Here is a 19,908-nt window from a genome sequence, read left to right as displayed (position 1 = left end):
TGGCGCGCAACATCATCATACGGCTGAGCATACAGCGCACTTTCTCGCCTCCTGAGAGCACTTTGCAGTTTTTGAGGGCTTCCTCACCACTGAAGAGCATCTTGCCCAAGAAGCCGCGTACGTATACTTCCTCTCGTTCTTCTTCTGTCTTTGCCCATTGGCGTAACCAATCCACTAGAGAAAGGTCTTGGGTGAAGAAATCGGAGTTATCCACGGGCAGGTAAGACTGCGAGGTGGTGATGCCCCACGCAAAAGTACCCGCATCGGGCTTGAGGTTGCCGTTGAGAATCTCATAAAAGGCAGTGGTGGCACGCGAATCCTTAGAAATCACAGCTACTTTGTCGTCTTTGGCAAGGTTGATGTCCACATTTTGGAACAATACCTGTCCGTCGATAGACGCAGCGAGATTTTCCACGTGTAGGATTTGGTCGCCAGCCTCGCGGTCACGCTCGAAAATGATGGCAGGGTAACGACGAGAGGACGGTTTGATTTCCTCAATATTGAGTTTCTCCAACATCTTCTTACGAGAGGTAGCCTGCTTTGATTTTGCCACGTTGGCACTAAAGCGCGCGATAAATTCCTGTAACTCTTTGGCTTTCTCTTCCGCCTTTTTGTTCTGTTGCGCACGCTGACGGGCTGCTAACTGACTACTTTCGTACCAGAAAGTATAGTTACCCGAAAAATGGTTGATTTTACCAAAGTCAATATCCGAGATATGGGTACAAACGGCATCGAGGAAGTGACGGTCGTGAGAGACTACAATCACCGTATTGTCGTAATTTGCTAAAAAGTTCTCCAGCCAGCCAATAGTTTCAAAATCGAGGTCGTTAGTAGGCTCGTCCATTATGAGTACATCAGGATTTCCGAAGAGCGCTTGCGCCAAAAGTACTCGCACTTTGAGTTTGCCGTCCATTTCGGACATCATAGTGTAGTGCATATCCTCTGTAATACCCAAGTTAGAGAGCAAAGCAGCAGCATCACTCTCGGCATTCCAGCCGTTCATCTCGTCAAACTGCATCTGTAGCTCACCAATACGCTCGGCGTGCTCATCAGAGTAGTCAGCATAGAGGTCGTCCATCTCTTTCTTAACTTTAGAAAGGACTTTGTTGCCCATAATCACAGTGTCGAGTACGGTGTAATCGTCATAAGCGTAGTGGTCTTGCTCAAGCACCGACATACGTTTACCAGGTTCGAGGATAACGCGCCCCGAAGTAGGTTCTTGCTTGCCTGAAAGGATTTTAAGGAAAGTAGATTTGCCTGCTCCATTGGCACCGATGATGCCGTAGCAGTTGCCTTGAGTAAAGGTTACGTTTACCTCATCGAAGAGGACACGCTTACCGAATTGTACTGATAAATTGGATACTGATAACATTTTCTAGTTGTTATTAATTATTTTAAAAGTGCAAATATACACAATATTTGTAAGATACGAAAATCTTAGTTCAAAACTCATTTTTCAGCACTTACAATCAACGCCATAGATTTTTCAGCCTCAAAAGGTTCTTTCTTAAAATTGCCATACAGTTTAAGGTTTTTAAACCCTATTTTGATAAGCCAATCGGTGAGTTCGTTAGCAAAAATAGGCTGTAGTAGCTCTTCATTTTCTATAGTATCATCTAAAATAGTCTTAAAGATGATTTTATCGCTGTCATTTAGATAGTAAAATCGTTCAAATTTTACCTTATCATTGGCTATAAGAGGTAAATTACCTAAATAATTGCCTTGCTTTTGGGCAAAATACTTCTGAAAATTGACTATTTGCAAAATAAGTTTACCCTTTTGAGTCAGTTGCCCATAGGCTTTTTGCAAAAAGAGCTGTACAGATGTTTTACTATTGAGGTGCGGCAACGTATTACCAATACAAACAATATTATTGAAGACAGCAAGCTGGTCAATATCAAGCATATTAAGAGGTTGTACCACAATGCCTTTCTTGACGGCTTCGGCAATGAGTCGCTCGCTAAGGTCAATAGCGGTAACCTCGTAACCTTGCGATAATAAGTAAGCTGTAAGATTGCCCGTGGCAGCACCTACATCAAGAACGGTTTTGCCACATAGTTCACTGGCAAAGAAGGTTTGGTGAGCTGGTGATAGCGGAAAGATATAATCATATTTTTCCGCAATTTCGTTGTAGAATTTTGACATAATAATGAATGATTAAAGATTAGTAATTAATGGGATGGATATGCTTTGTTTATAGATATTTCTATATCCAGCGATTTTCTTATCTTTTAGGTTAAAATTTGTATCTTCATCTAAAGAAGGGTAGATAATAAGGCAATCTATAAGTTCATTACTACCGTCTAAACCAAGTTTTTGATAAACTTTTTCTAAGCGAGCATAACCACTTATTTGGCGTATGTCGTCTATCACTCTACTATCTTCATAAACAGGCTTATACTTGGCATCAATGACCATTTTGTATTCTGAAGTGTTGAGCAAGAAATCTAATTCGGTATAATCAGCAATAAAATGATAGAGCACCTCTCCCCTACCTCTAAACTGTTCTTGTAGCTTTTTATAGACATATAGTTCAAAAAGTTTGGGCATATCTATCCAAAAAGGCGGAATAGTTACTTTTTGTTGAGTTGTTTCGGTGATATTATACGAAAAACGCTTTAAGATATGCTTCCCGATACGAATAGCTTCCTCATATTCTTTAAAAAAAGTATTGGGAGTAAGTTTTTTGAGATTTTCAACATCAATTTCTTCCGAAATTAACTCAAAATATGGGCTACAATAGGTAATCAATTCGCGAATAGATTTGTCATTTCCTGCAAAATAATTGGGGTGCGTATTCTTAAAGCTGATGATAAATTGTAAGACCTTCTTTAAAAAGCGATTTTCGAGGTTATCCATTCCAAACTCTTGATACCTACATACGTGAGCTGTCAGTTTGTTCTTAAAAACATTTTGTTTGAGGTGTTTAGCTAACTGTATCTTACCTTTGATACGGCTATTAAGATTCTCCTCGACCGTGTAGTACGATTTTTTGAGTCCTTTGCGCACAATACGCTTCAGTATCAATAGGAATTGCACCATTAGAAAAGGCGTGAGCGTATCTTTTTGCTGTTCGATAGTAATTGGAGGTTCGTCCCAATAGATTTTGATGAGCTCTTGTGTATCTTTAGGATCAAGCCCCGTAATGCTGAGAAGCATTTTTAGATAGTCGATTTCTGCCCATTCTTCTTGAGAAGAAGAGCCTTCAGCTATCTGTTTTTTATTCATTTTAGGCTCTATATATACGAATTTGTGATGCTTTACCAACCACAACGCTCCTATATAATAGCCTGCCTGCAAACATACTTCACCCTCATTTGTACGTTTAATATCAAAAGGATAGACAGGATTTCCCTGTCTATCTTTTTTTAATATATACGGACAAATCAGAGGTATTGCCTCAAAAATTTTTAGCGCTTCCCCGTCCTTTTTGATACTATAAGGCTTATGTTCAAGAAGCGTTATTTTCATTGTTGATAAGGTTATTTATAGTAGTTTCTATTCCCTCTCCTACGAGGATACCATCTTTTGCATATTCGAGTAAAATGGGCTTGATTTCGTATTCCCAACGGATATCGATAGGAGTATTTTTAGTAATGAAATACGAATGCCCTAATTGTACCTCTTCTTTTTTGAATTCAGGAGATAAATTAGTATTGAACAAGTTAGTCACTTTAGCAAATAACGCACTCTCAAACTGGTCGCCTAATTCATTTGTTAAATCTTTAGGTAAGACATTTACAAAAGCAAAGCGGCGGCGGATAGCATAATCTATATGCCCTACGGAGCGGTCGGCGGTATTCATCGTACCGATAATATAGAGATTAGGGGGCAAAATAAGGTTGTTTTCTCCGTCAATGACATACATACTTTGCACTGCTTCGCCACGGTATTCTAAGGCATAGATAAGTTCGCCGAGTACAGCTGATAGGTTTGCACGGTTGATTTCATCTACAACAAGAACGTAGTTTTTAAGAGGTATTTTATCAACTGTAGGCTTATAGTTTTCTCTAAACTCATAGTATTTTTCTACAATTCTCAGAAAATAAGTAGACATCTGACGTGTCAAAGCCTCTAAATTATAATTCTTTATTATATCTTTTCTTTCTGTTGTATTAGAATCTATGATCTTTTTTATTTCAGAGAATTTCATATTTAATCCTTTGCTATGAACTTCCCAATTATCGCCTTTATATTTAAAACGCTTATCATCAGCATCAAAAAGATAAACGGCTTCTGTTAATGGATATTTGTAGTCTTCACTTTGAGCTAATTCTTCTTTGATATGTTCAATGAAAGCCTCAAAAACCTCTTCTTCTTTTAGTGTCTGTGTACTTTGTTGCGCTTTATGCCAATTATTAAAAGCTTCTTTAGCAAAAGTCCCTAATATTTTATTTTCAGCAGTATATACGATTCCATTTCCCTCTTCATTAGGTTTAGCAACTATTCCTCTTACAAAATCTTCATAAGAGTAGCTGGGGTGAAACTGTATAAGTTTAAATTGCTCATTGCCTTCTAAGTTATCATTTTCACCTAAACCTAATAACGCTTTGGCAATACGTTTAGCCTCACGGGTTTTACCAGTACCAGGGGGACCTTGTAGAATGATTTGAGGTTTGTATTTTAAAAGTTTAATAACGAGGTTGTCCTCTTGAGCTTGTGTATTTCCGTTCATAATATTTAGTAAGTATTGAGCATATTTAATTCCTTTAATATCAGAGTTATAAGTAGTCACATCAGTAAGTGTTTTAGTAGGTAGGTTATTATTAGCATCCCATACTCCTTTTTTTAGCCATTTAACTTCACGACAATGCTTATATGTAGCTCTTTCTTCATCAAAATAATAATCAGAGATTACTTTGCCATAACCTAATAAAGTTTTTGTTCCTTTTTTAGCAATGACAATATCACCTATATTCATTTTATTTTCTCCGTTGGAAAAATCATCAATAGCAGAAACGTTATTACGTTGGTCTTCTCCCCCTCCATAATTGTTTATAAGGGCTTCAAGAATAGATTTTCTATCCGTGTAATTTTCCAGATCTCCCAATTTGTCCCAGCCAATAGCCATAATACCTTCGTTATAAAACTCCTCCCAATTAACAGCTTGTTCACCAGGACTATACAACCAATAACGTTTAGGATCTTCATTTTCGTTATTCATATTTTGATAAACTATATCTTGAGCTAACAGCAAAGGAAAATCTACTCCTTTTGGAACAAAATGCTCTTTTAGCAAATTTAATTGAGGATTATTGAGAAAAGGAACCATTTGGAACAGTAATTCTATATGGTGCTTGTATTTCCTTTCTTTCTGTGGGATAATATCTAAATAATCACAAAGCTGGTTATAGAGAGTACTTTTATAGAAAGTATTTTTGCTTGGATTTTGCATTGTTAGCAAAAAAGAGAGGGTACGCTCATCAAATTGATGATTAAAATTTGTTTTGTTGAGCTTTTCCCTTAATTTTTCTATGCTATTTTCGGCAAAATTCTTAGCTTTATCTAATTTAATATAGAAATCATCAGAACTGTAGACTATAATAAATAAATTTCTTAGCTGTTCAGGGAAATACTTACCTAAAGCATCTAAGAAGCTAAAAGAATTTTGATAGACTAAATTTCCTCTTTTCCTAAAAGATTCTTTAAACATTTCATAGAAATCAACAGCATTTATATCCCAGTGTTGCTGAAAATGATCAATAGCATACCATTTATAGACCTCATTTTCATTAGCTGGGTCTTCTCTACGTAAGGTAATATAATACTCAATAAGCTCGTTAATCTTTTCATACATAGTATTTTAATTTTAAGAATAATAAAAGTAATAAAATATTTGTACATAGCAAAAGAGCTGCCTATTTTTTAGGTAGCTCTTTCAAAGTTGTTTAAATACTATTTTTATTGTAATTCACGGAAAGCTTTATGCAAAAGGCGACGCTTGTCGTTGATAGATTCTTCCATAGAAATCATAGTTTCGGAACGAGCTACCCCTTGAATATCATCTATCATATAGATCACTTCTTTGGCGTGTTTGGTGTCACGAGCTCGGATTTTACAAAAAATATTGTACTGCCCTGAAGTAATATGTGCTACTGTTACAAAAGGAATTTCTTCCAAACGTTCTAATACAAATTGAGCCTGATGATTACGCTCTAAAAAAATTCCTACATACGCTATAAAAGTATAGCCCAATCGTTCATAATCTACTGTGAGTGTAGAGCCTTTAATGATACCAAGTTCCTCCATTTTTCGTACTCTCACGTGAACAGTCCCTGCTGAAATTTCCAACTGCTTGGCTATCTCAGTAAAAGGGGTTCGGGTATCATCAATCAATAGATCTAATATTTGATGATCAGTTTCATCTAATTTGTATCTCGCCATCTATTATATTTTTATAATTTACTCAGCGTGCAAAGTAAGTATTTTATTTTGAATTATCCAAATAAAAAGACTTATATTTTACATTTTCTATCTTATTTTGTGTTAAAGGTTTTGTATATCTAAATTATTTTCAATTGAAATTTTATTGATAGGAGCTTTTAGATATTTGGATAGAGGTATTTCTCTATGTCCATATTTAGTGGATAAATCTCCTATTTCAGCAATATAAGGGACAAATAAAATTTTAGCATTTTCTAAAACTTCTTTGTAAAGAATACCTACATCATTATCACTATGTGTATCATCACGTAAGATAATATCATAAAAACACTTGTCGTTTTCTGGTATATTGAAGTAATCAGTGTAATTTACATTTGTAACAAAAGAAGTAGCGATGTATTCTAATGCTGTTAAAATTGCTATCGTTATGTAAGTTCTTGTATGTTCACGGTTGTAATCATTAGGGTAATGTCCTGCTTCAAAAAGTATTGTAGGTGTACCTAATGAAGTATATTTATCTCCAGTACAGTTGATATTAAAACTGTCATCAAAACGTGCTATTTGATTGGGTATATGATGTTGTAAAATGCTATTCATTACAACAATAACTTCCATTGCCTTTTGGCGTATTTCATTGATACTACGTTCTTTATTATAGGCAGGGGCTAAGAAAGAAATAGTTGCAGGAAAAGGGGTTTGCCCTACACTAAAAATAGTTCTTTGGTCGTGTAGATTAAAACAATAATCAGGCTGTACAAGGTCATAAGCTTTACGCAGACATTTGCTTTCAGGCTGTGTAAGTTCGTGAGCATCACGATTGAGGTCGATATTATTAAAATTTACACGTGTAAACAAATCAGCTCCATCGGGGTTGAGTTGAGGGATACAATAAATACTTAATTCAGATAGTATATTAATTGTTTGAAGTCTTAATAGAACATCGAAAAAAGCCTTAGTCGTAGTTGATTCATTACCGTGCATTTGTGACCAAAGTAGTATTTTTTTATTCCCCTTACCTACTCTATACAAGTTGATAGGTATACCTTTTACTGAACTACCCAAATAAATAACTTCATCAAAAGGATATTTATCTAAAAGAGGGGTAATCATTTGATAGGTAATATAACGTCCTGAAAGTTCTTTTTCCATTTTCTTTTTCCTTTTACATAGATTATTATGAGGACAAAAGTAAGAAATATTTAGCAGATAACAATTATATATACATAAAATTTCATTAGGATATTTTTATTACATAAACATCTATTTAATTACATCTGTATACTACACTATTATACAAAAATTACAAATGTAACACCTATAAAAAATTAGAGAATAAGTATTTATAGTAGATAACTTTTCAGGAAAATACATATAAATTATTTTTATAATGTATGTATAAATAGTTATATATGATATAATTACATTGATAATATGAATTAATACTTAAATATTTAAAAGAAATATTATTGTTTAAATTTGTATATATCAAAATATTGATTTACATTTGTGCATTATTAAAAAATTGATACAAGTTACAATGTTAAACACATCAGACTTTTCTATTCGCTTGCAACAAGTGATGGATTATTATGGACTAAATGCAGCAGCTTTTGCTGATGCTTTAGAAATTCAACGTTCGGGAATATCACATCTCCTATCAGAACGCAATAAGCCGAGTTTAGATTTTATTTTAAAACTCATAGAAAAATTTCCAGAGGTAGATATGTATTGGATTACTCAAGGAAAAGGAACTTTCCCTCGCAAAGAAGAGAAAGAAGTTTCTGTACCTAAAAAAATACAACAGCCAGACTTATTTAGTGATATTCCAGAAATAGAAATGGAAAGCCTCTCTCCTACTCTATCTTCTCCTATTAAAGAAGAAAAAAAAGTTAGTTTAGATAAAGAGGTATCAGAATTATCTCCTTTACCTTCTATAGTGAATAATACTGTAGGAAAGAAAATTAAGCGTATTATCTTTTTTTATGAAGATAATCATTTTGAAGTTTTTGATAGTTAGGTGCAAGAAAAAGCCCCAAACAAGACCCATACATTAAAAAAAAACTTGGCGTAATTAGTTGATTATCAAACTAATTACGCCTATTTTGTAGCGGGAACTGGACTCGAACCAGTGACCTTCGGGTTATGAGCCCGACGAGCTACCTACTGCTCTATCCCGCGATTTCTGGGTGCAAAAGTACAACCTTTTTTTTAAATACCAAACTTTTGGAAAACTTTTTTTGTACTTTTTTAATCTTCTAAATATATTCTATTGATTCTGTGTGCCATAGAAGTGATCAATTCATAAGAAATAGTACCTGCTGATTCGGCTAAAGTTTCAGCTGTATGAGTTTTATCAAATACAATTACTTCATCACCTTCTTGACAAGAAATTTCAGTAACATCTACTAAGATCATATCCATACACACATTACCTATGATAGAAGCTTTTTTTCCATTGATAAATACGAAACCTTTCCCCTTGCCATAAATACGATTGATACCATCTGCATGACCTACAGGAATTGTAGCAGTTCTGGTAATATGATCGGCAATGTATCCTCGATTATAGCCCAAACTTTCACCTATTTGCAAAGTGTGTAGTTGTGAAATAACACTTTTCAGCGTCATAATAGGTGTAAGATATTGCTGCAATTCGACATCATTAGCGAAACCATACATACCGATACCACAACGCACCATATCAAATTGTGCTTGAGGATAGTTTAGTATACCTGAAGTATTGCATTGATGATAGAGTACTTTATGAGTAAATGTTTTGTTTATTTTTTCTTGAAAAGCTATAAAAGTATTGATTTGATTTTCTGTAAATTCTTTCTCATTCATATCTTCGGAAGCAGCTAAATGAGAATAAGCAGTTTTCACTTTTACAGTAGTATTGTTTTTTAACAGAGCAAGAGTTTCTTCTATTTCACTTAAGTCAAAACCTAAACGATTGAGTCCTGTATTACATTTAAGGTGTACCGGATAATTTGCTAACTGTTGAATTTTAGCATAGTCTAAAAATAATTGGGCAATACGCTGTGAATATAAAGTAGGTTCTAAGTTATATTTTACAATATCATTAAAGTTTATAGGTTGTGGATGTAATACTAAAATAGGAAGAGTAATTCCAGCTTTTCTAAGAGCAATTCCTTCAGAAGTATAAGCTACTGCAAAATAATTAACTAATCCTTTTTTTTGCAAATGAGAAGCTATAGCTACAGAATTATTTCCATAGGAAGAGGCTTTCACTACAGCTAAGAACAAAGTTGTAGGTTTAAGTCGGTTTTTTAGGTAATGAATATTTTTTTCTAAGGCAGTAAGGTTGATTTCTAAAGTGGTTTCTTCTGTTTTCATTTTTTCTTTAATTTTTCTAACATTAATTTTGTTTGTTCTGAAAGTACTAATCTACCTGAAATAGCAGCATTATCAATCAGTTCTTTTTCCCAATGTTCAGTGTGTTGCCAAGTAATACGTTTCATTTCAGACAAAGCTATAGGATTAGATTTTAGCAAGGTGGTTATGAAGTGGTCTATAGCTTCATCCATATCTTTTGTATTTTCAAATACGCGAGCTACCAGTCCTTTTTGTTGAGCCCAGTATGCACTTTTCCATTGATCAGGTGCCATAAATAGTTCATTTAGAGTTGATTGTCCTGCTTTGCGAAGAATTGCAGGGGCTATCACAAAAGGACCTATACCTAATGAGAGTTCTGAGAGCTTAATACTCAAAGCTTCAGTTGCAAAAACATAATCTAAAGCAGCGAGTAACCCCACTCCTCCTCCAACAGCTTTACCTTGGACACGACCGATGATGAGTTTTTTGCAACGACGTATTGCTAAAAAAAGGTGAGCAAATCCCTCAAAAAATTGTTTACCTTCTTCTTCATTTGTAACTGCTAAAAGCTCATCAAAAGAAGCGCCTGCACAAAAAGCTCCATCTCCTTCACTTTTGAGTAGAATAACACTTACTTCTTCATTTTCGGAAAGAATATTGATTTCTTTAGTGAGTCTGTTAAGTAGCTCTAGAGGAAAGGAGTTTGCATTTGGATGTCCAAAAGTAGTAACAGCTAGCTGTTTATCTATTTTTGTATATAAAGAACCTTGTAATCTATCAGTCATATATTATTGTATAATTTTGGGGCAAAAATAAAACTTTTTTTATAAATAGGTTTGGTAATTCAAAAAAATATTTTACCTTTGCCGCGCAAATGGGGATGTAGCTCAGTTGGCTAGAGCGTTTGGCTGGCAGCCAAAAGGTCGTGGGTTCGAGCCCCATCTTCTCCACAAATAAAAAAGCTATCCTTTGGGATAGCTTTTTTATTTTTCAATTACATTTAAAATTAGTGAAATCTTGTTTCTAATTTGATATATTCTAAAAATTCCTTTCTAACTTCAGGATCTTTAAACTTACCACCAAACTCAGCAGTAACAGTACTGCTATCAATATCTTCTATACCACGAGAATTGACACATAAGTGTTTAGCATCTATGATACAAGCTACATCTTCGGTTCCTAAAGCTTGTTGCATTTCTTGTACAATTTGCATTGTAAGCCGCTCCTGAACTTGTGGACGTTTCGCGTAATACTCTACTATACGATTCATCTTAGAAAGCCCTAAGACTTTACCATTAGAAATATAACCTACATGGGCACGTCCTACTATAGGTAACAAATGGTGTTCACAAGTAGAATATACTACTATATTCTTCTCAACTAACATCTCACCATAGTGGTAAGAGTTATTAAAAGTAGACATTGAAGGTTTACGTTCAGGTAATAAGCCTCCAAAAATTTCTTTTACAAACATTTTAGCTACACGTTTAGGGGTACCTTTCAAACTATCATCGTTTAAGTCCATTCCCAAAGTGTGGAGGATAGCACGTACATGCGTTTCTATCTCAGCTATTTTTTCAGTTTCATTTAACTGAAAAGCATCTGCTCTAAGAGGTGTGACAGCTGAAGTAGCAATATGGTTGTCACCTAATATATCTTCTTTTTGATTTTTATTCATTACTTATTTTTATATTATGAAAGTGCAAAATTACTAATTATTCATCAAAAGTTAAAACTTTTTTGTGTTTTACATCTTGGTTAGTAATAGCTAAATGTATTACTTCTTCCATATCAGTTACATAGTGAAAAGTAAGTCCTTTAAGGTATTCTTGTTTGATTTCTAAAATGTCTTTCTTATTGTCTTTACATAAGATATATTCTTTGATACCAGCGCGTTTTCCTGCTAGAATTTTTTCTTTGAGACCTCCTACGGGAAGTACTTTTCCACGCAAGGTAATTTCTCCAGTCATAGCAAGGTGCTTTTTCACGCGTTTTTGGGTAAAGAGAGACATTAGAGAGGTGAGCATTGCAATACCTGCACTTGGACCATCTTTAGGAGTAGCTCCTTCTGGTACATGTATATATACATCGTAATTGCTAAAAAGCTTAGGGTTAAGGTTATATCTTTCGGCATTTGCTTTTAGATATTCCCAAGCGATGGTTGCTGATTCTTTCATTACTTGACCTAAATTACCCGTGATATTAAGCACCCCCTTACCTTTCGATAAGGCAGATTCTATAAAAAGAATATCACCTCCTACACTCGTCCACGCCAATCCTGTAACTACACCTGCAACCTCATTGTCTTCATATTTATCGCGTTCTAAGTGTGCGGGGCCTAATATCTTTTCTATAGTTTCTATAGTAATTTTAGGATCATAGGTTTCTTCCATTGCAAGATTTTTAGCTCCATAACGTACTACTTTAGCAATTTCTTTTTCTAAAGCACGTACACCAGATTCACGAGTGTAGCCTTCTACAATACGTTCTATTTCTTTTTTACCTAACTGCAAATCAGTATCTTTCATACCATGCTCCTCTAATTGTTTAGGCAATAAATGACGTTTAGCAATTTCAGTCTTTTCTTCTATAGTATAGCCTGTTACATTGATGAGTTCCATACGGTCTAGTAACGCTGGTTGTATGGTGGAAAGATCATTGGCAGTAGCAATAAACATTACTTTAGAGAGATCATATCCCATTTCAAGGAAATTGTCATAAAATTCCTTGTTCTGTTCAGGATCAAGTACTTCGAGCATTGCTGAAGAAGGATCGCCATGGTAACTATTATTGCCTAATTTATCAATTTCATCCAAAACAAAAACAGGGTTAGAAGTTTTGGCTTTTTTGAGTTGTTGTAGGATACGACCAGGCATAGCACCTATATAAGTTTTACGATGTCCACGTATTTCAGCCTCATCGTGCAAACCACCTAAGGACATACGTACATATTCGCGATTTAAAGCTTTAGCTATAGAGCGACCTAAGGAAGTTTTTCCCACCCCAGGAGGTCCATAGAAACATAAAATAGGTGATTTCATATCATTACGGAGCTTGAGTACTGCTAAATACTCTATGATACGACGTTTCACTTCTTCTAATCCATAGTGTTCTTTATCTAGTATTTTTTGAGCTCGTTTTAAGTCGAAATTATCTTTAGAATATTCATCCCAAGGTAATTCTAATAGTACTTCTAAGTAATTACGCTGAATACTATAGTCAGGACTATTAGGATTAGTACGTTGTAATTTATTAAGTTCTTTTTCAAAAAGGTCTTTTATATTATTATTCCATTTCTTATTCTTAGCCTTTTTTTTGAGTTCTTCTATTTCTTGTTCATATGACCCTCCTCCCAATTCTTCTTGAATTGTGCGCATTTGCTGGTGCAAGAAATATTCGCGTTGCTGTTGGTCTATATCAAAACGCGTTTTAGATTGCACTTCGTTGCGTAGAGTAAGGCGTTGCAAATCAATATTCAGATATTTAAGAATAGCTGTAGCACGTTCTTTAAGTTCATCAATTTCTAATACGGCTTGTTTTTCTAAAACTGTAGCGTTCATATTAGATGAAATAAAGTTGATGAGGAATGAATAACTTTCTATGTTACGAATAGCAAAAACTGCCTCTGAAGGGATATTTGGATTTTCCTGTATAATTTTTACAGAGAGGTCTTTCACAGCATCAATAGTCGCTTCAAACTCTTTGTCATTAGGATCTGGTTTTATATCTGACATTTCTTTGATCACTGCTTTGATATAAGGTTTCTCTTCTACAAAGCTCTCTATTTCAAAACGTTTTTTTCCTTGAATAATAACGGTTACATTACCATCGGGCATTTTTAATATCCTAAGAATACGAGCTACTGTACCAAATCGGAAAAGATCTTTTCCTTCTGGTATTTCAGTCTTTTCGTCTAATTGAGCTACTACTCCAATTGTTTTAGTAGTTGTATAAGCTTCATTGATAAGATGAATAGAAGCATCTCTCCCAGCTGATATAGGCACTACTACTCCTGGAAAGAGTACTGTGTTCTTCAATGGAAGGATCGGTAATACTTGCGGAATGCGTTCACGCTCTATTTCTTCCTCATCTTCCAAAGTGAGAAGTGGTATAAATTCAGTATCTTCATCAATATGTTCAGCAACAAGGCTGTCAAAATTTCCTATATTCATATCTCTATCGCTAGTAGGTGTCATTTTGTCAGTAACAATTGTTTTTATAAATAAACTTATTACATTTACCTTACTGACAAACAAGTTTCTAAATTAAAAAATATAATGTTACTCGTATATATTGCAATAGATATGCCAAGATTAAGTAAGGTAAGTTTTTTAGGGGAGAATTTAGGACTTATAAAATTTTGTAAACTTATGATATCTGATAGCTGTTTAATAAATAGAGATTACTTTAAAAATTTAGAAAACTTTTTTTGTTTATAAAGTTTTTTATTGTACTTTTGCCACCGATTTACAAAGAATAACAAATGGACTTAATTAAACTTTCTATCAAACGCCCTAGCGTTCTGATTGTAATGCTTTCCTTATTACTATTAGGAGGCTTTTATTCTTATAAACTATTAAACTACGAACTTATCCCTAAGTTTGAAGTGAATGTGGTGACAATCTCTACTGTCTATGCCGGAGCTTCGCCTTCTGAAATTGAGAGTACGGTTACTAAAAGGATTGAAGATGCGGTATCTGCCTTAGAGAATATTAAGAAGATACAATCATATTCGTATGAGAGTCTTTCAGTAGTGGTAGTACAGCTTACCAATGATGCTGATGTAGATAATACCCTCAATGAGGCACAGCGAAAGATTAACGCTATTCGTGCCTATCTACCTACTGATGCTAAAGAACCTTCTCTTAGCAAATTCTCTCTCTCTGATTTGCCTATTATTTCTATTGGAGTAACTTCTAAATTATCTTCACAAGAGTTATATGACTTAGTAGATAAGAAAATACAACCTGAGCTTTCGCGTGTACCAGGGGTAGCACAAGTGAATATTATTGGAGGACGTAAGCGTGAAATACGCGTGAATGTAGATGCTAAAAAATTAGAAGGTTATGGACTTTCTATAGGGCAAGTACAACAGCTCATTGCGGCTTCTAATATGGAAATTCCTGCGGGTAAAATTAAAACGCGTGAAAATAGTACCTCTATACGTTTGTTAGGTAAAATTCAAGATGTAGAGCAGCTGCGTAATCTTACCTTAGCTTCGCAAAATGGAGTAGAGATACGACTTTCAGATGTTGCTGATGTGCAAGATACTGAAGAAGAGGCTGAAAAAATAGCTCGTATAGACCAAGAAAATACGCTCTTGTTGCAAGTGCTTAAACAAACTGATGCCAATGCGGTATCGGTAAGCGAGTTGGTACGCAAGAAAATGGAACAAATAGAGCAGACTTATAAAAATGAAGGAGTGAAAATGTTATTGGCAGAAGACACTAGCGAATTTACCTTAGCAGCTGCCAACTCGGTAATGTTTGACCTTATTTTGGCTATTGTCTTGGTTGCTGTAGTGATGTTCTTCTTCTTACATAGTTTGCGAAATGCTCTTATTGTAATGGTGTCTATCCCTACTTCACTAATTGCTGCCTTTATAGGTATGTATTTCTTTGGCTTTACCCTTAATTTGATGAGTTTGGTAGCCCTTTCGTTAGTTGTAGGTATTTTGGTCGATGATGCTATTGTAGTATTAGAGAACATACACCGCCATATGGAAATGGGCAAAAACAAGGTACGCGCAGCCTTCGATGGTTCAAAAGAAATCGTACTGACAGTTATGGCGATTACTTTGGTAATTGTAGTGGTATTTGTGCCTATTTCTATAGGAAATAGTATCGTAGTAAAAGTAGTGCGCGAGTTCTGTATGACGGTAGCTATTGCTACTATGCTCTCTTTATTGATGTCGTTTACTGTAGTGCCTTGGCTATACTCGCGTTTTGGTAAGTTAGAGCACGCTAATCCTAATTCGGTATTAGGAAAGATTGCTATAGGTTTTGAGAACTATCTTAAACGCTTTACTCAGTTTTTCTCAGATCTATTGGTATGGGTATTTGCTAACAAGCGGAAAACAATTATTTTGGTATTCTTCCTCTTTGTAGGTTCTTGTTCTCTTATTCCTACAGGTTTTATAGGTATGGATTTTATGCCTCCTATGGATAGAGGCAAATTCTTGGTACAGTTTGAACTCAATAAAGATGCTTCATTGGAGCAAACTAACTTTATCACCCAGAAAGCTGAAAATTATCTACGTAATCTAAAAGTAAACGGAACTAACAAGCCTTTGGTAGAGAGTATGATTACTACAGTAGGGCAGTCTACTAGTGGTATGGGAGGTACACAAGCTACCGCTTATAAGTCAGAAATACAACTTACTCTTGTAGATAAGAAAGAGCGTAGCGAATCTACTAACGTGATAGCCGCTAAACTAAAACGTGAACTCAGTCAGTATTTAGTAGATGCTAAAGTAAAGACAGTACCTGTTGGAATGATGGGAGCTGAGCAAGCGCCTATTGCTTTGGTAGTTACTTCTGATAATGTAGAAGCTGCTCAACAGTATGCTGAAAAGGCTGCCGGATTGCTTAAAACTATTGACGGAGCTACGGAGATAAAGCTCAGTTCAGAGGCGGGTAATCCAGAAATAAACGTAGAGTTAGATCGTGACAAGATGACTCTATTAGGGCTAAATGTAGCTACCGTAGGTACTACTATGCGTACTGCTTTTAATGGTAATGATGATAGTAAATTCCGAACCGGCGATTCTGAATACGATATCAATATATTATTTCAAGATGGCAATCGTCAGTCAATAGCCGATATAGAAAATATGACCTTTATCAACGCTATGGGTCAACAGATAAAGTTATCACAATTTGCTACTATCAACTATGCATCAGGCCCTACGCAGTTAGAACGCTATGATAAGTCGCCTTCTGTAACGGTGCAAGCACAATCAGTAGGTCGCCCTACAGGTACTATTGTATCAGAATGGAAAACAAAACTCGAAACCCTACAAAAACCTGCTAACGTACATTTCACTTTTTCTGGCGACCAAGAGATGCAAGACGAAGGATTTGGTACTATATTCGTATCGCTATTTGCGGCTATCTTATTAGTATATATGGTGATGGTAGTGTTGTATGACAGTTTCTCACGTCCGTTCGTAGTGTTATTCTCTATACCTCTATCGTTTATTGGGGCTCTGATAGCTTTAGCTTTAGCCAATATGTCACTAAATACTTTTACTCTTTTAGGTATGATTATGCTTATAGGGTTGGTAGCTAAAAATGCGATTATGCTAGTGGATTTTGCCAACCACCGCAAGCAGGAGGGCGAGGATACTATTACAGCGTTGATACAAGCCAATCACGCTCGTTTGCGACCTATTCTAATGACGACTATTGCGATGGTAGCAGGTATGATACCATTAGCAATTGCTAGTAGCGCGGGGGCAGAAATTAATAACGCTTTGGCGATTGTAATTATAGGAGGACTTCTCTCGTCTCTCTTCCTTACGCTTATCATCGTGCCTTTAGTGTATTTGATTTTCGACAATATAAGCAAGCGCTTTGGCAAAGAAACTAAAGTAGATTATGAAAAACTAATAATTGCTGATTACGAGCACATAGACATAAAGAAAGAATATGAAGTATAATAAATCTTTATATTCATTTAAAAAGAAAAAGGGGAACTTAATTTAAGTATCCCCTTTTTTATATCTTACAGTCAAGCTTTCAATTAACAAAATTCATCGTAAGCTTGTTGAAGATTTTCAGCTATTACTTCTGCCATACGACCTTCTATATGGTGACGTTCTAACATATGAACTAATTCTCCATCTTTGAATAAAGCAATACTTGGAGAAGAAGGAGGAAATGGCAACATATATTGGCGTGCTTCTTCGGTAGCTTCTCTATCAACTCCTGCAAAAACTGTAGTGAGATGGTCGGGTTTTTTAGTATTTTGCAAACTATAAAGCACTGCAGGGCGTGCATTACGAGCCGCACAACCACAAACAGAGTTCACAACTACAAGTGTGGTTCCCTCTTGTTCAATAGCATTTTTTACAGCTTCAACTGTTTTTAATTCTTGAAAACCAACATTTGTTAGTTCTTCTATCATTGGTTTTACCAATTCAGGTGGATACATAATATTTCATTTTTAAATTGGGTGCAAAGGTAGTAAAAAAAAATATATCGCAAATTATTTTGTCAATTGAAAATTATGTTGTACTTTTGAGCCACTAACTAAACATTAATTTTGAATGGCAAAAATTACAACTGCTAAAGAAGCTTTAAAAGTAGTAAAAAGCGGTGATTTTGTGTATATACATGGAGGTGCAGCCGTACCAGAAATATTAGTAGAAGCACTTGTTGCACGAGCCACTGAACTAAAAAATGTTACTATTGGGCATATCCATATAGAAGGAGAAGCACCTTTTGCCGACCCTAAGTATAAAGATAGTTTCTATATAGATTCTTTCTTTTTATCTAAAAACGTACGACATATAATAAAAGCAGGTAATGGATCATATACTCCTGTTTTCCTAAGTGATATGCCACTACTATTCGATCGAAAACACGTGAAGGTAGATGTAGTACTAATACAAGTATCCCCTCCAGATAAGTTTGGATTTTGTTCTATGGGGGTGAGTGTAGAAGCCTGTAAATCAGCTATTCGTAATGCTAAATATGTTATTGCAAAAGTAAATAAGAAAATGCCTCGCACCTATGGTGATGCACTTGTTCATATAGATGAGATAGACTATCTAGTGGAACACGATGCTCCTATTTTCTCACTATATCTCTCAGAACCTAATGCTATAGAAAAACAAATAGCCAAACATATAGTACCCCTTATAGAAGATGGTAGTACTTTGCAATTGGGTATTGGTAATATACCCAATGCTACTTTAAGTGAAATGGAGCACCTTAGGAATTTAGGTGTTCATACAGAACTCCTTACAGAAGGTGTACTTCACTTAGTGAAAAAAGGGGTTATCAATGGGTATGAAAAGAAAATTGACAAAGGCAAAATTATCGCTTCATTTGCTATGGGATCTCAGGAATTATACGATTTTATAGACCATAATCCTTCAGTAGAAATGGCTGAAGCTTCATATACCAATGAAGTATCTGTTATTCGTCAGAATCCTAAAATGATCTCTATCAATTCAGCTATAGAAGTAGATATCACTGGGCAAGTATGTGCTGACTCTATAGGAACAACTATCTATTCAGGCTTTGGTGGGCAAATAGATTTCGTGCGCGGGGCTATGCTAAGCGAAGGAGGTAAATCTATTATTACATTCCCTTCAGTAACCAACAAGGGAGAAAGTAAGATTGTACCTTTTCTCAAACAAGGAGCAGGTGTAGTTACTACCCGAGCACATGTGCAGTACATAGTAACCGAATATGGAGTTGCAGAACTATTTGGTAAAAATTTAAAAGATCGTGCTAAAGCGTTAATAGCTATAGCTCATCCTAATCATAGGGAAACTTTGGAAAGAGCAGCTTTTGAAATGTATAAGTAAATAATTAACTTTAAATATTGATTCGCTTATGGAAACAAAAAATGTAAACTTCTTAAGTATTGTACTTAAAAATGGACTTTTATTAGGGCTTGCTTCAGTAGCTTTAAATGTAGTGTTGTATGTAACTGACTTTTTGTACACTGATAGTACTTTGATGGGTATTCTTACTTGGTTGGTAGCTACAGCTATTTCTGTAGTTTTTATTATAATGGCTATAGAACAATACAAAAAAGCTAATGAAGGGTTTCTCTCTATAGGAGAAGCCATAAAAGTAGGGGTAGTAGTAGCTGTCATAGCAGGAGTGATAGGTGCTATTTATCAAGTGATATATACTACTGTTATTGATCCTAATTATTATGAAAAAGTTGTAGAAGTTGCGATGAAGAAAATGAGTGGGATAACTTCTAATTTTACTGAAGAACAGATGGAAGAGTTCCAAAATAAAATGTATTCCAGCAAACCTTCTATAGCTTCATCATTTTCTCTTTCTATAGTATTTTCAGCTATTGGAGGGCTTATTATCTCAGCTATTGTAGGAGCTATAAAGAAAAAAGAACGTCCAATGCTTCTTTAAAGAGTAATAAAAAAAACTTAAAATAAACTTTGCTAAAGTCTAAGGATTTTAGCAAAGTTTATTCGTTTATAAAAAG

The 19,908-nt window shown here is 35.0% G+C and carries 15 protein-coding genes and 2 tRNA genes; 5 read left to right on the top strand and 12 right to left on the bottom strand.

All coding sequences use genetic code 11. The features are described from left to right. The 6 genes from Q0162_RS09235 to Q0162_RS09210 form a co-directional block, all read right to left on the bottom strand. The coding region (locus Q0162_RS09235) for an ABC-F family ATP-binding cassette domain-containing protein (protein WP_297891038.1) at window positions 1-1,372 on the bottom strand (1,372 nt) is incomplete at its 3' end. Window positions 1,373-1,449: 77 nt separating this feature from the next. After that, window positions 1,450-2,145 carry a bifunctional 2-polyprenyl-6-hydroxyphenol methylase/3-demethylubiquinol 3-O-methyltransferase UbiG gene (locus Q0162_RS09230; protein ID WP_297891037.1) on the bottom strand — a complete coding sequence of 232 codons (696 nt, stop codon included), beginning with the start codon at window positions 2,143-2,145 and terminating at the stop codon, window positions 1,450-1,452. 12 nt (window positions 2,146-2,157) lie between these two features. After that, entirely contained in the window at window positions 2,158-3,471 is a 1,314-nt protein-coding gene (locus Q0162_RS09225; protein WP_297891036.1) for a restriction endonuclease, read from the bottom strand. Further along, window positions 3,452-5,797: an McrB family protein gene (locus tag Q0162_RS09220; protein WP_367272171.1), complete on the bottom strand. Its 2,346-nt coding sequence runs from the start codon at window positions 5,795-5,797 to the stop codon at window positions 3,452-3,454. Before Q0162_RS09220 ends, Q0162_RS09225 begins: the two co-directional genes overlap by 20 nt. A gap of 104 nt (window positions 5,798-5,901) precedes the next feature. Next, entirely contained in the window at window positions 5,902-6,384 is a 483-nt protein-coding gene (locus Q0162_RS09215) for an Lrp/AsnC family transcriptional regulator (RefSeq protein ID WP_002678948.1), read from the bottom strand. Window positions 6,385-6,486: 102 nt separating this feature from the next. Beyond that, on the bottom strand, window positions 6,487-7,533 hold the full coding sequence (locus tag Q0162_RS09210; RefSeq protein WP_297891035.1) for a M14 metallopeptidase family protein: 1,047 nt from the start codon (window positions 7,531-7,533) through the stop codon (window positions 6,487-6,489). A gap of 388 nt (window positions 7,534-7,921) precedes the next feature. Here Q0162_RS09210 and Q0162_RS09205 point away from each other — a divergent pair, with 388 nt between their 5' ends. Beyond that, complete coding sequence (locus tag Q0162_RS09205; protein ID WP_297891034.1) at window positions 7,922-8,401, top strand: helix-turn-helix transcriptional regulator; 480 nt, start codon at window positions 7,922-7,924, stop codon at window positions 8,399-8,401. An 88-nt stretch (window positions 8,402-8,489) separates the two neighbouring features. On the opposite strand, the gene Q0162_RS09200 is transcribed toward Q0162_RS09205, so the two are convergent. From Q0162_RS09200 to Q0162_RS09190, 3 genes are all read right to left on the bottom strand, one after another. Next, window positions 8,490-8,562: transfer RNA gene (locus Q0162_RS09200), tRNA-Met, on the bottom strand. 69 nt (window positions 8,563-8,631) lie between these two features. Beyond that, window positions 8,632-9,741, bottom strand: a complete 1,110-nt coding sequence (gene alr, locus Q0162_RS09195) for an alanine racemase (RefSeq protein ID WP_297891033.1) — start codon at window positions 9,739-9,741, stop codon at window positions 8,632-8,634. Then, window positions 9,738-10,505, bottom strand: coding sequence for an enoyl-CoA hydratase/isomerase family protein (locus Q0162_RS09190; protein WP_297891032.1), 768 nt, complete (start codon window positions 10,503-10,505; stop codon window positions 9,738-9,740). Before Q0162_RS09190 ends, alr begins: the two co-directional genes overlap by 4 nt. A gap of 91 nt (window positions 10,506-10,596) precedes the next feature. Between Q0162_RS09190 and Q0162_RS09185 the strand changes: the two genes are divergently transcribed. Continuing rightward, window positions 10,597-10,670 (top strand) — tRNA-Ala (locus Q0162_RS09185). Window positions 10,671-10,726: 56 nt separating this feature from the next. On the opposite strand, the gene folE is transcribed toward Q0162_RS09185, so the two are convergent. Together folE and lon are read right to left on the bottom strand one after the other, a co-directional pair. Further along, complete coding sequence (gene folE / locus Q0162_RS09180) at window positions 10,727-11,398, bottom strand: GTP cyclohydrolase I FolE (protein ID WP_002678274.1); 672 nt, start codon at window positions 11,396-11,398, stop codon at window positions 10,727-10,729. A gap of 37 nt (window positions 11,399-11,435) precedes the next feature. Then, entirely contained in the window at window positions 11,436-13,916 is a 2,481-nt protein-coding gene (gene lon / locus Q0162_RS09175; RefSeq protein ID WP_297891031.1) for an endopeptidase La, read from the bottom strand. A 287-nt stretch (window positions 13,917-14,203) separates the two neighbouring features. On the opposite strand from lon, the gene Q0162_RS09170 reads away from it, so the two are divergent. Continuing rightward, window positions 14,204-17,380 carry an efflux RND transporter permease subunit gene (locus Q0162_RS09170; RefSeq protein WP_297891030.1) on the top strand — a complete coding sequence of 1,059 codons (3,177 nt, stop codon included), beginning with the start codon at window positions 14,204-14,206 and terminating at the stop codon, window positions 17,378-17,380. 83 nt (window positions 17,381-17,463) lie between these two features. On the opposite strand, the gene Q0162_RS09165 is transcribed toward Q0162_RS09170, so the two are convergent. Next, the gene (locus Q0162_RS09165) at window positions 17,464-17,874 is read right to left on the bottom strand and encodes a BrxA/BrxB family bacilliredoxin (protein ID WP_297891029.1); all 411 of its coding nucleotides are present in this window, start codon (window positions 17,872-17,874) and stop codon (window positions 17,464-17,466) included. Window positions 17,875-17,989: 115 nt separating this feature from the next. Between Q0162_RS09165 and Q0162_RS09160 the strand changes: the two genes are divergently transcribed. Next, window positions 17,990-19,258: an acetyl-CoA hydrolase/transferase C-terminal domain-containing protein gene (locus tag Q0162_RS09160; RefSeq protein ID WP_297891028.1), complete on the top strand. Its 1,269-nt coding sequence runs from the start codon at window positions 17,990-17,992 to the stop codon at window positions 19,256-19,258. Between the two features lie 28 nt (window positions 19,259-19,286). After that, on the top strand, window positions 19,287-19,832 hold the full coding sequence (locus Q0162_RS09155) for a DUF4199 domain-containing protein (RefSeq protein ID WP_297891027.1): 546 nt from the start codon (window positions 19,287-19,289) through the stop codon (window positions 19,830-19,832). Window positions 19,833-19,908: the final 76 nt, after the last annotated feature.

Source organism: uncultured Capnocytophaga sp. (assembly GCF_937936315.1).
Classification (GTDB): domain Bacteria; phylum Bacteroidota; class Bacteroidia; order Flavobacteriales; family Flavobacteriaceae; genus Capnocytophaga.
Note: the sequence above shows the minus strand (reverse complement) of the source record. Positions and strands in the feature narration are given on the sequence as shown.

Bases quoted from the DNA above. Each gene is read 5' to 3' on its own strand.
- Q0162_RS09220 (WP_367272171.1), bottom strand. From the start codon at position 5,797: ATGTATGAAAAGATTAACGAGCTTATTGAGTATTATATTACCTTACGT.
- Q0162_RS09225 (WP_297891036.1), bottom strand. From the start codon at position 3,471: ATGAAAATAACGCTTCTTGAACATAAGCCTTATAGTATCAAAAAGGAC.
- Q0162_RS09160 (WP_297891028.1), top strand. From the start codon at position 17,990: ATGGCAAAAATTACAACTGCTAAAGAAGCTTTAAAAGTAGTAAAAAGC.
- Q0162_RS09155 (WP_297891027.1), top strand. From the start codon at position 19,287: ATGGAAACAAAAAATGTAAACTTCTTAAGTATTGTACTTAAAAATGGA.
- Q0162_RS09205 (WP_297891034.1), top strand. From the start codon at position 7,922: ATGTTAAACACATCAGACTTTTCTATTCGCTTGCAACAAGTGATGGAT.
- Q0162_RS09215 (WP_002678948.1), bottom strand. From the start codon at position 6,384: ATGGCGAGATACAAATTAGATGAAACTGATCATCAAATATTAGATCTA.
- Q0162_RS09190 (WP_297891032.1), bottom strand. From the start codon at position 10,505: ATGACTGATAGATTACAAGGTTCTTTATATACAAAAATAGATAAACAG.
- alr (WP_297891033.1), bottom strand. From the start codon at position 9,741: ATGAAAACAGAAGAAACCACTTTAGAAATCAACCTTACTGCCTTAGAA.
- Q0162_RS09170 (WP_297891030.1), top strand. From the start codon at position 14,204: ATGGACTTAATTAAACTTTCTATCAAACGCCCTAGCGTTCTGATTGTA.
- Q0162_RS09210 (WP_297891035.1), bottom strand. From the start codon at position 7,533: ATGGAAAAAGAACTTTCAGGACGTTATATTACCTATCAAATGATTACC.
- folE (WP_002678274.1), bottom strand. From the start codon at position 11,398: ATGAATAAAAATCAAAAAGAAGATATATTAGGTGACAACCATATTGCT.
- Q0162_RS09230 (WP_297891037.1), bottom strand. From the start codon at position 2,145: ATGTCAAAATTCTACAACGAAATTGCGGAAAAATATGATTATATCTTT.
- lon (WP_297891031.1), bottom strand. From the start codon at position 13,916: ATGACACCTACTAGCGATAGAGATATGAATATAGGAAATTTTGACAGC.
- Q0162_RS09165 (WP_297891029.1), bottom strand. From the start codon at position 17,874: ATGTATCCACCTGAATTGGTAAAACCAATGATAGAAGAACTAACAAAT.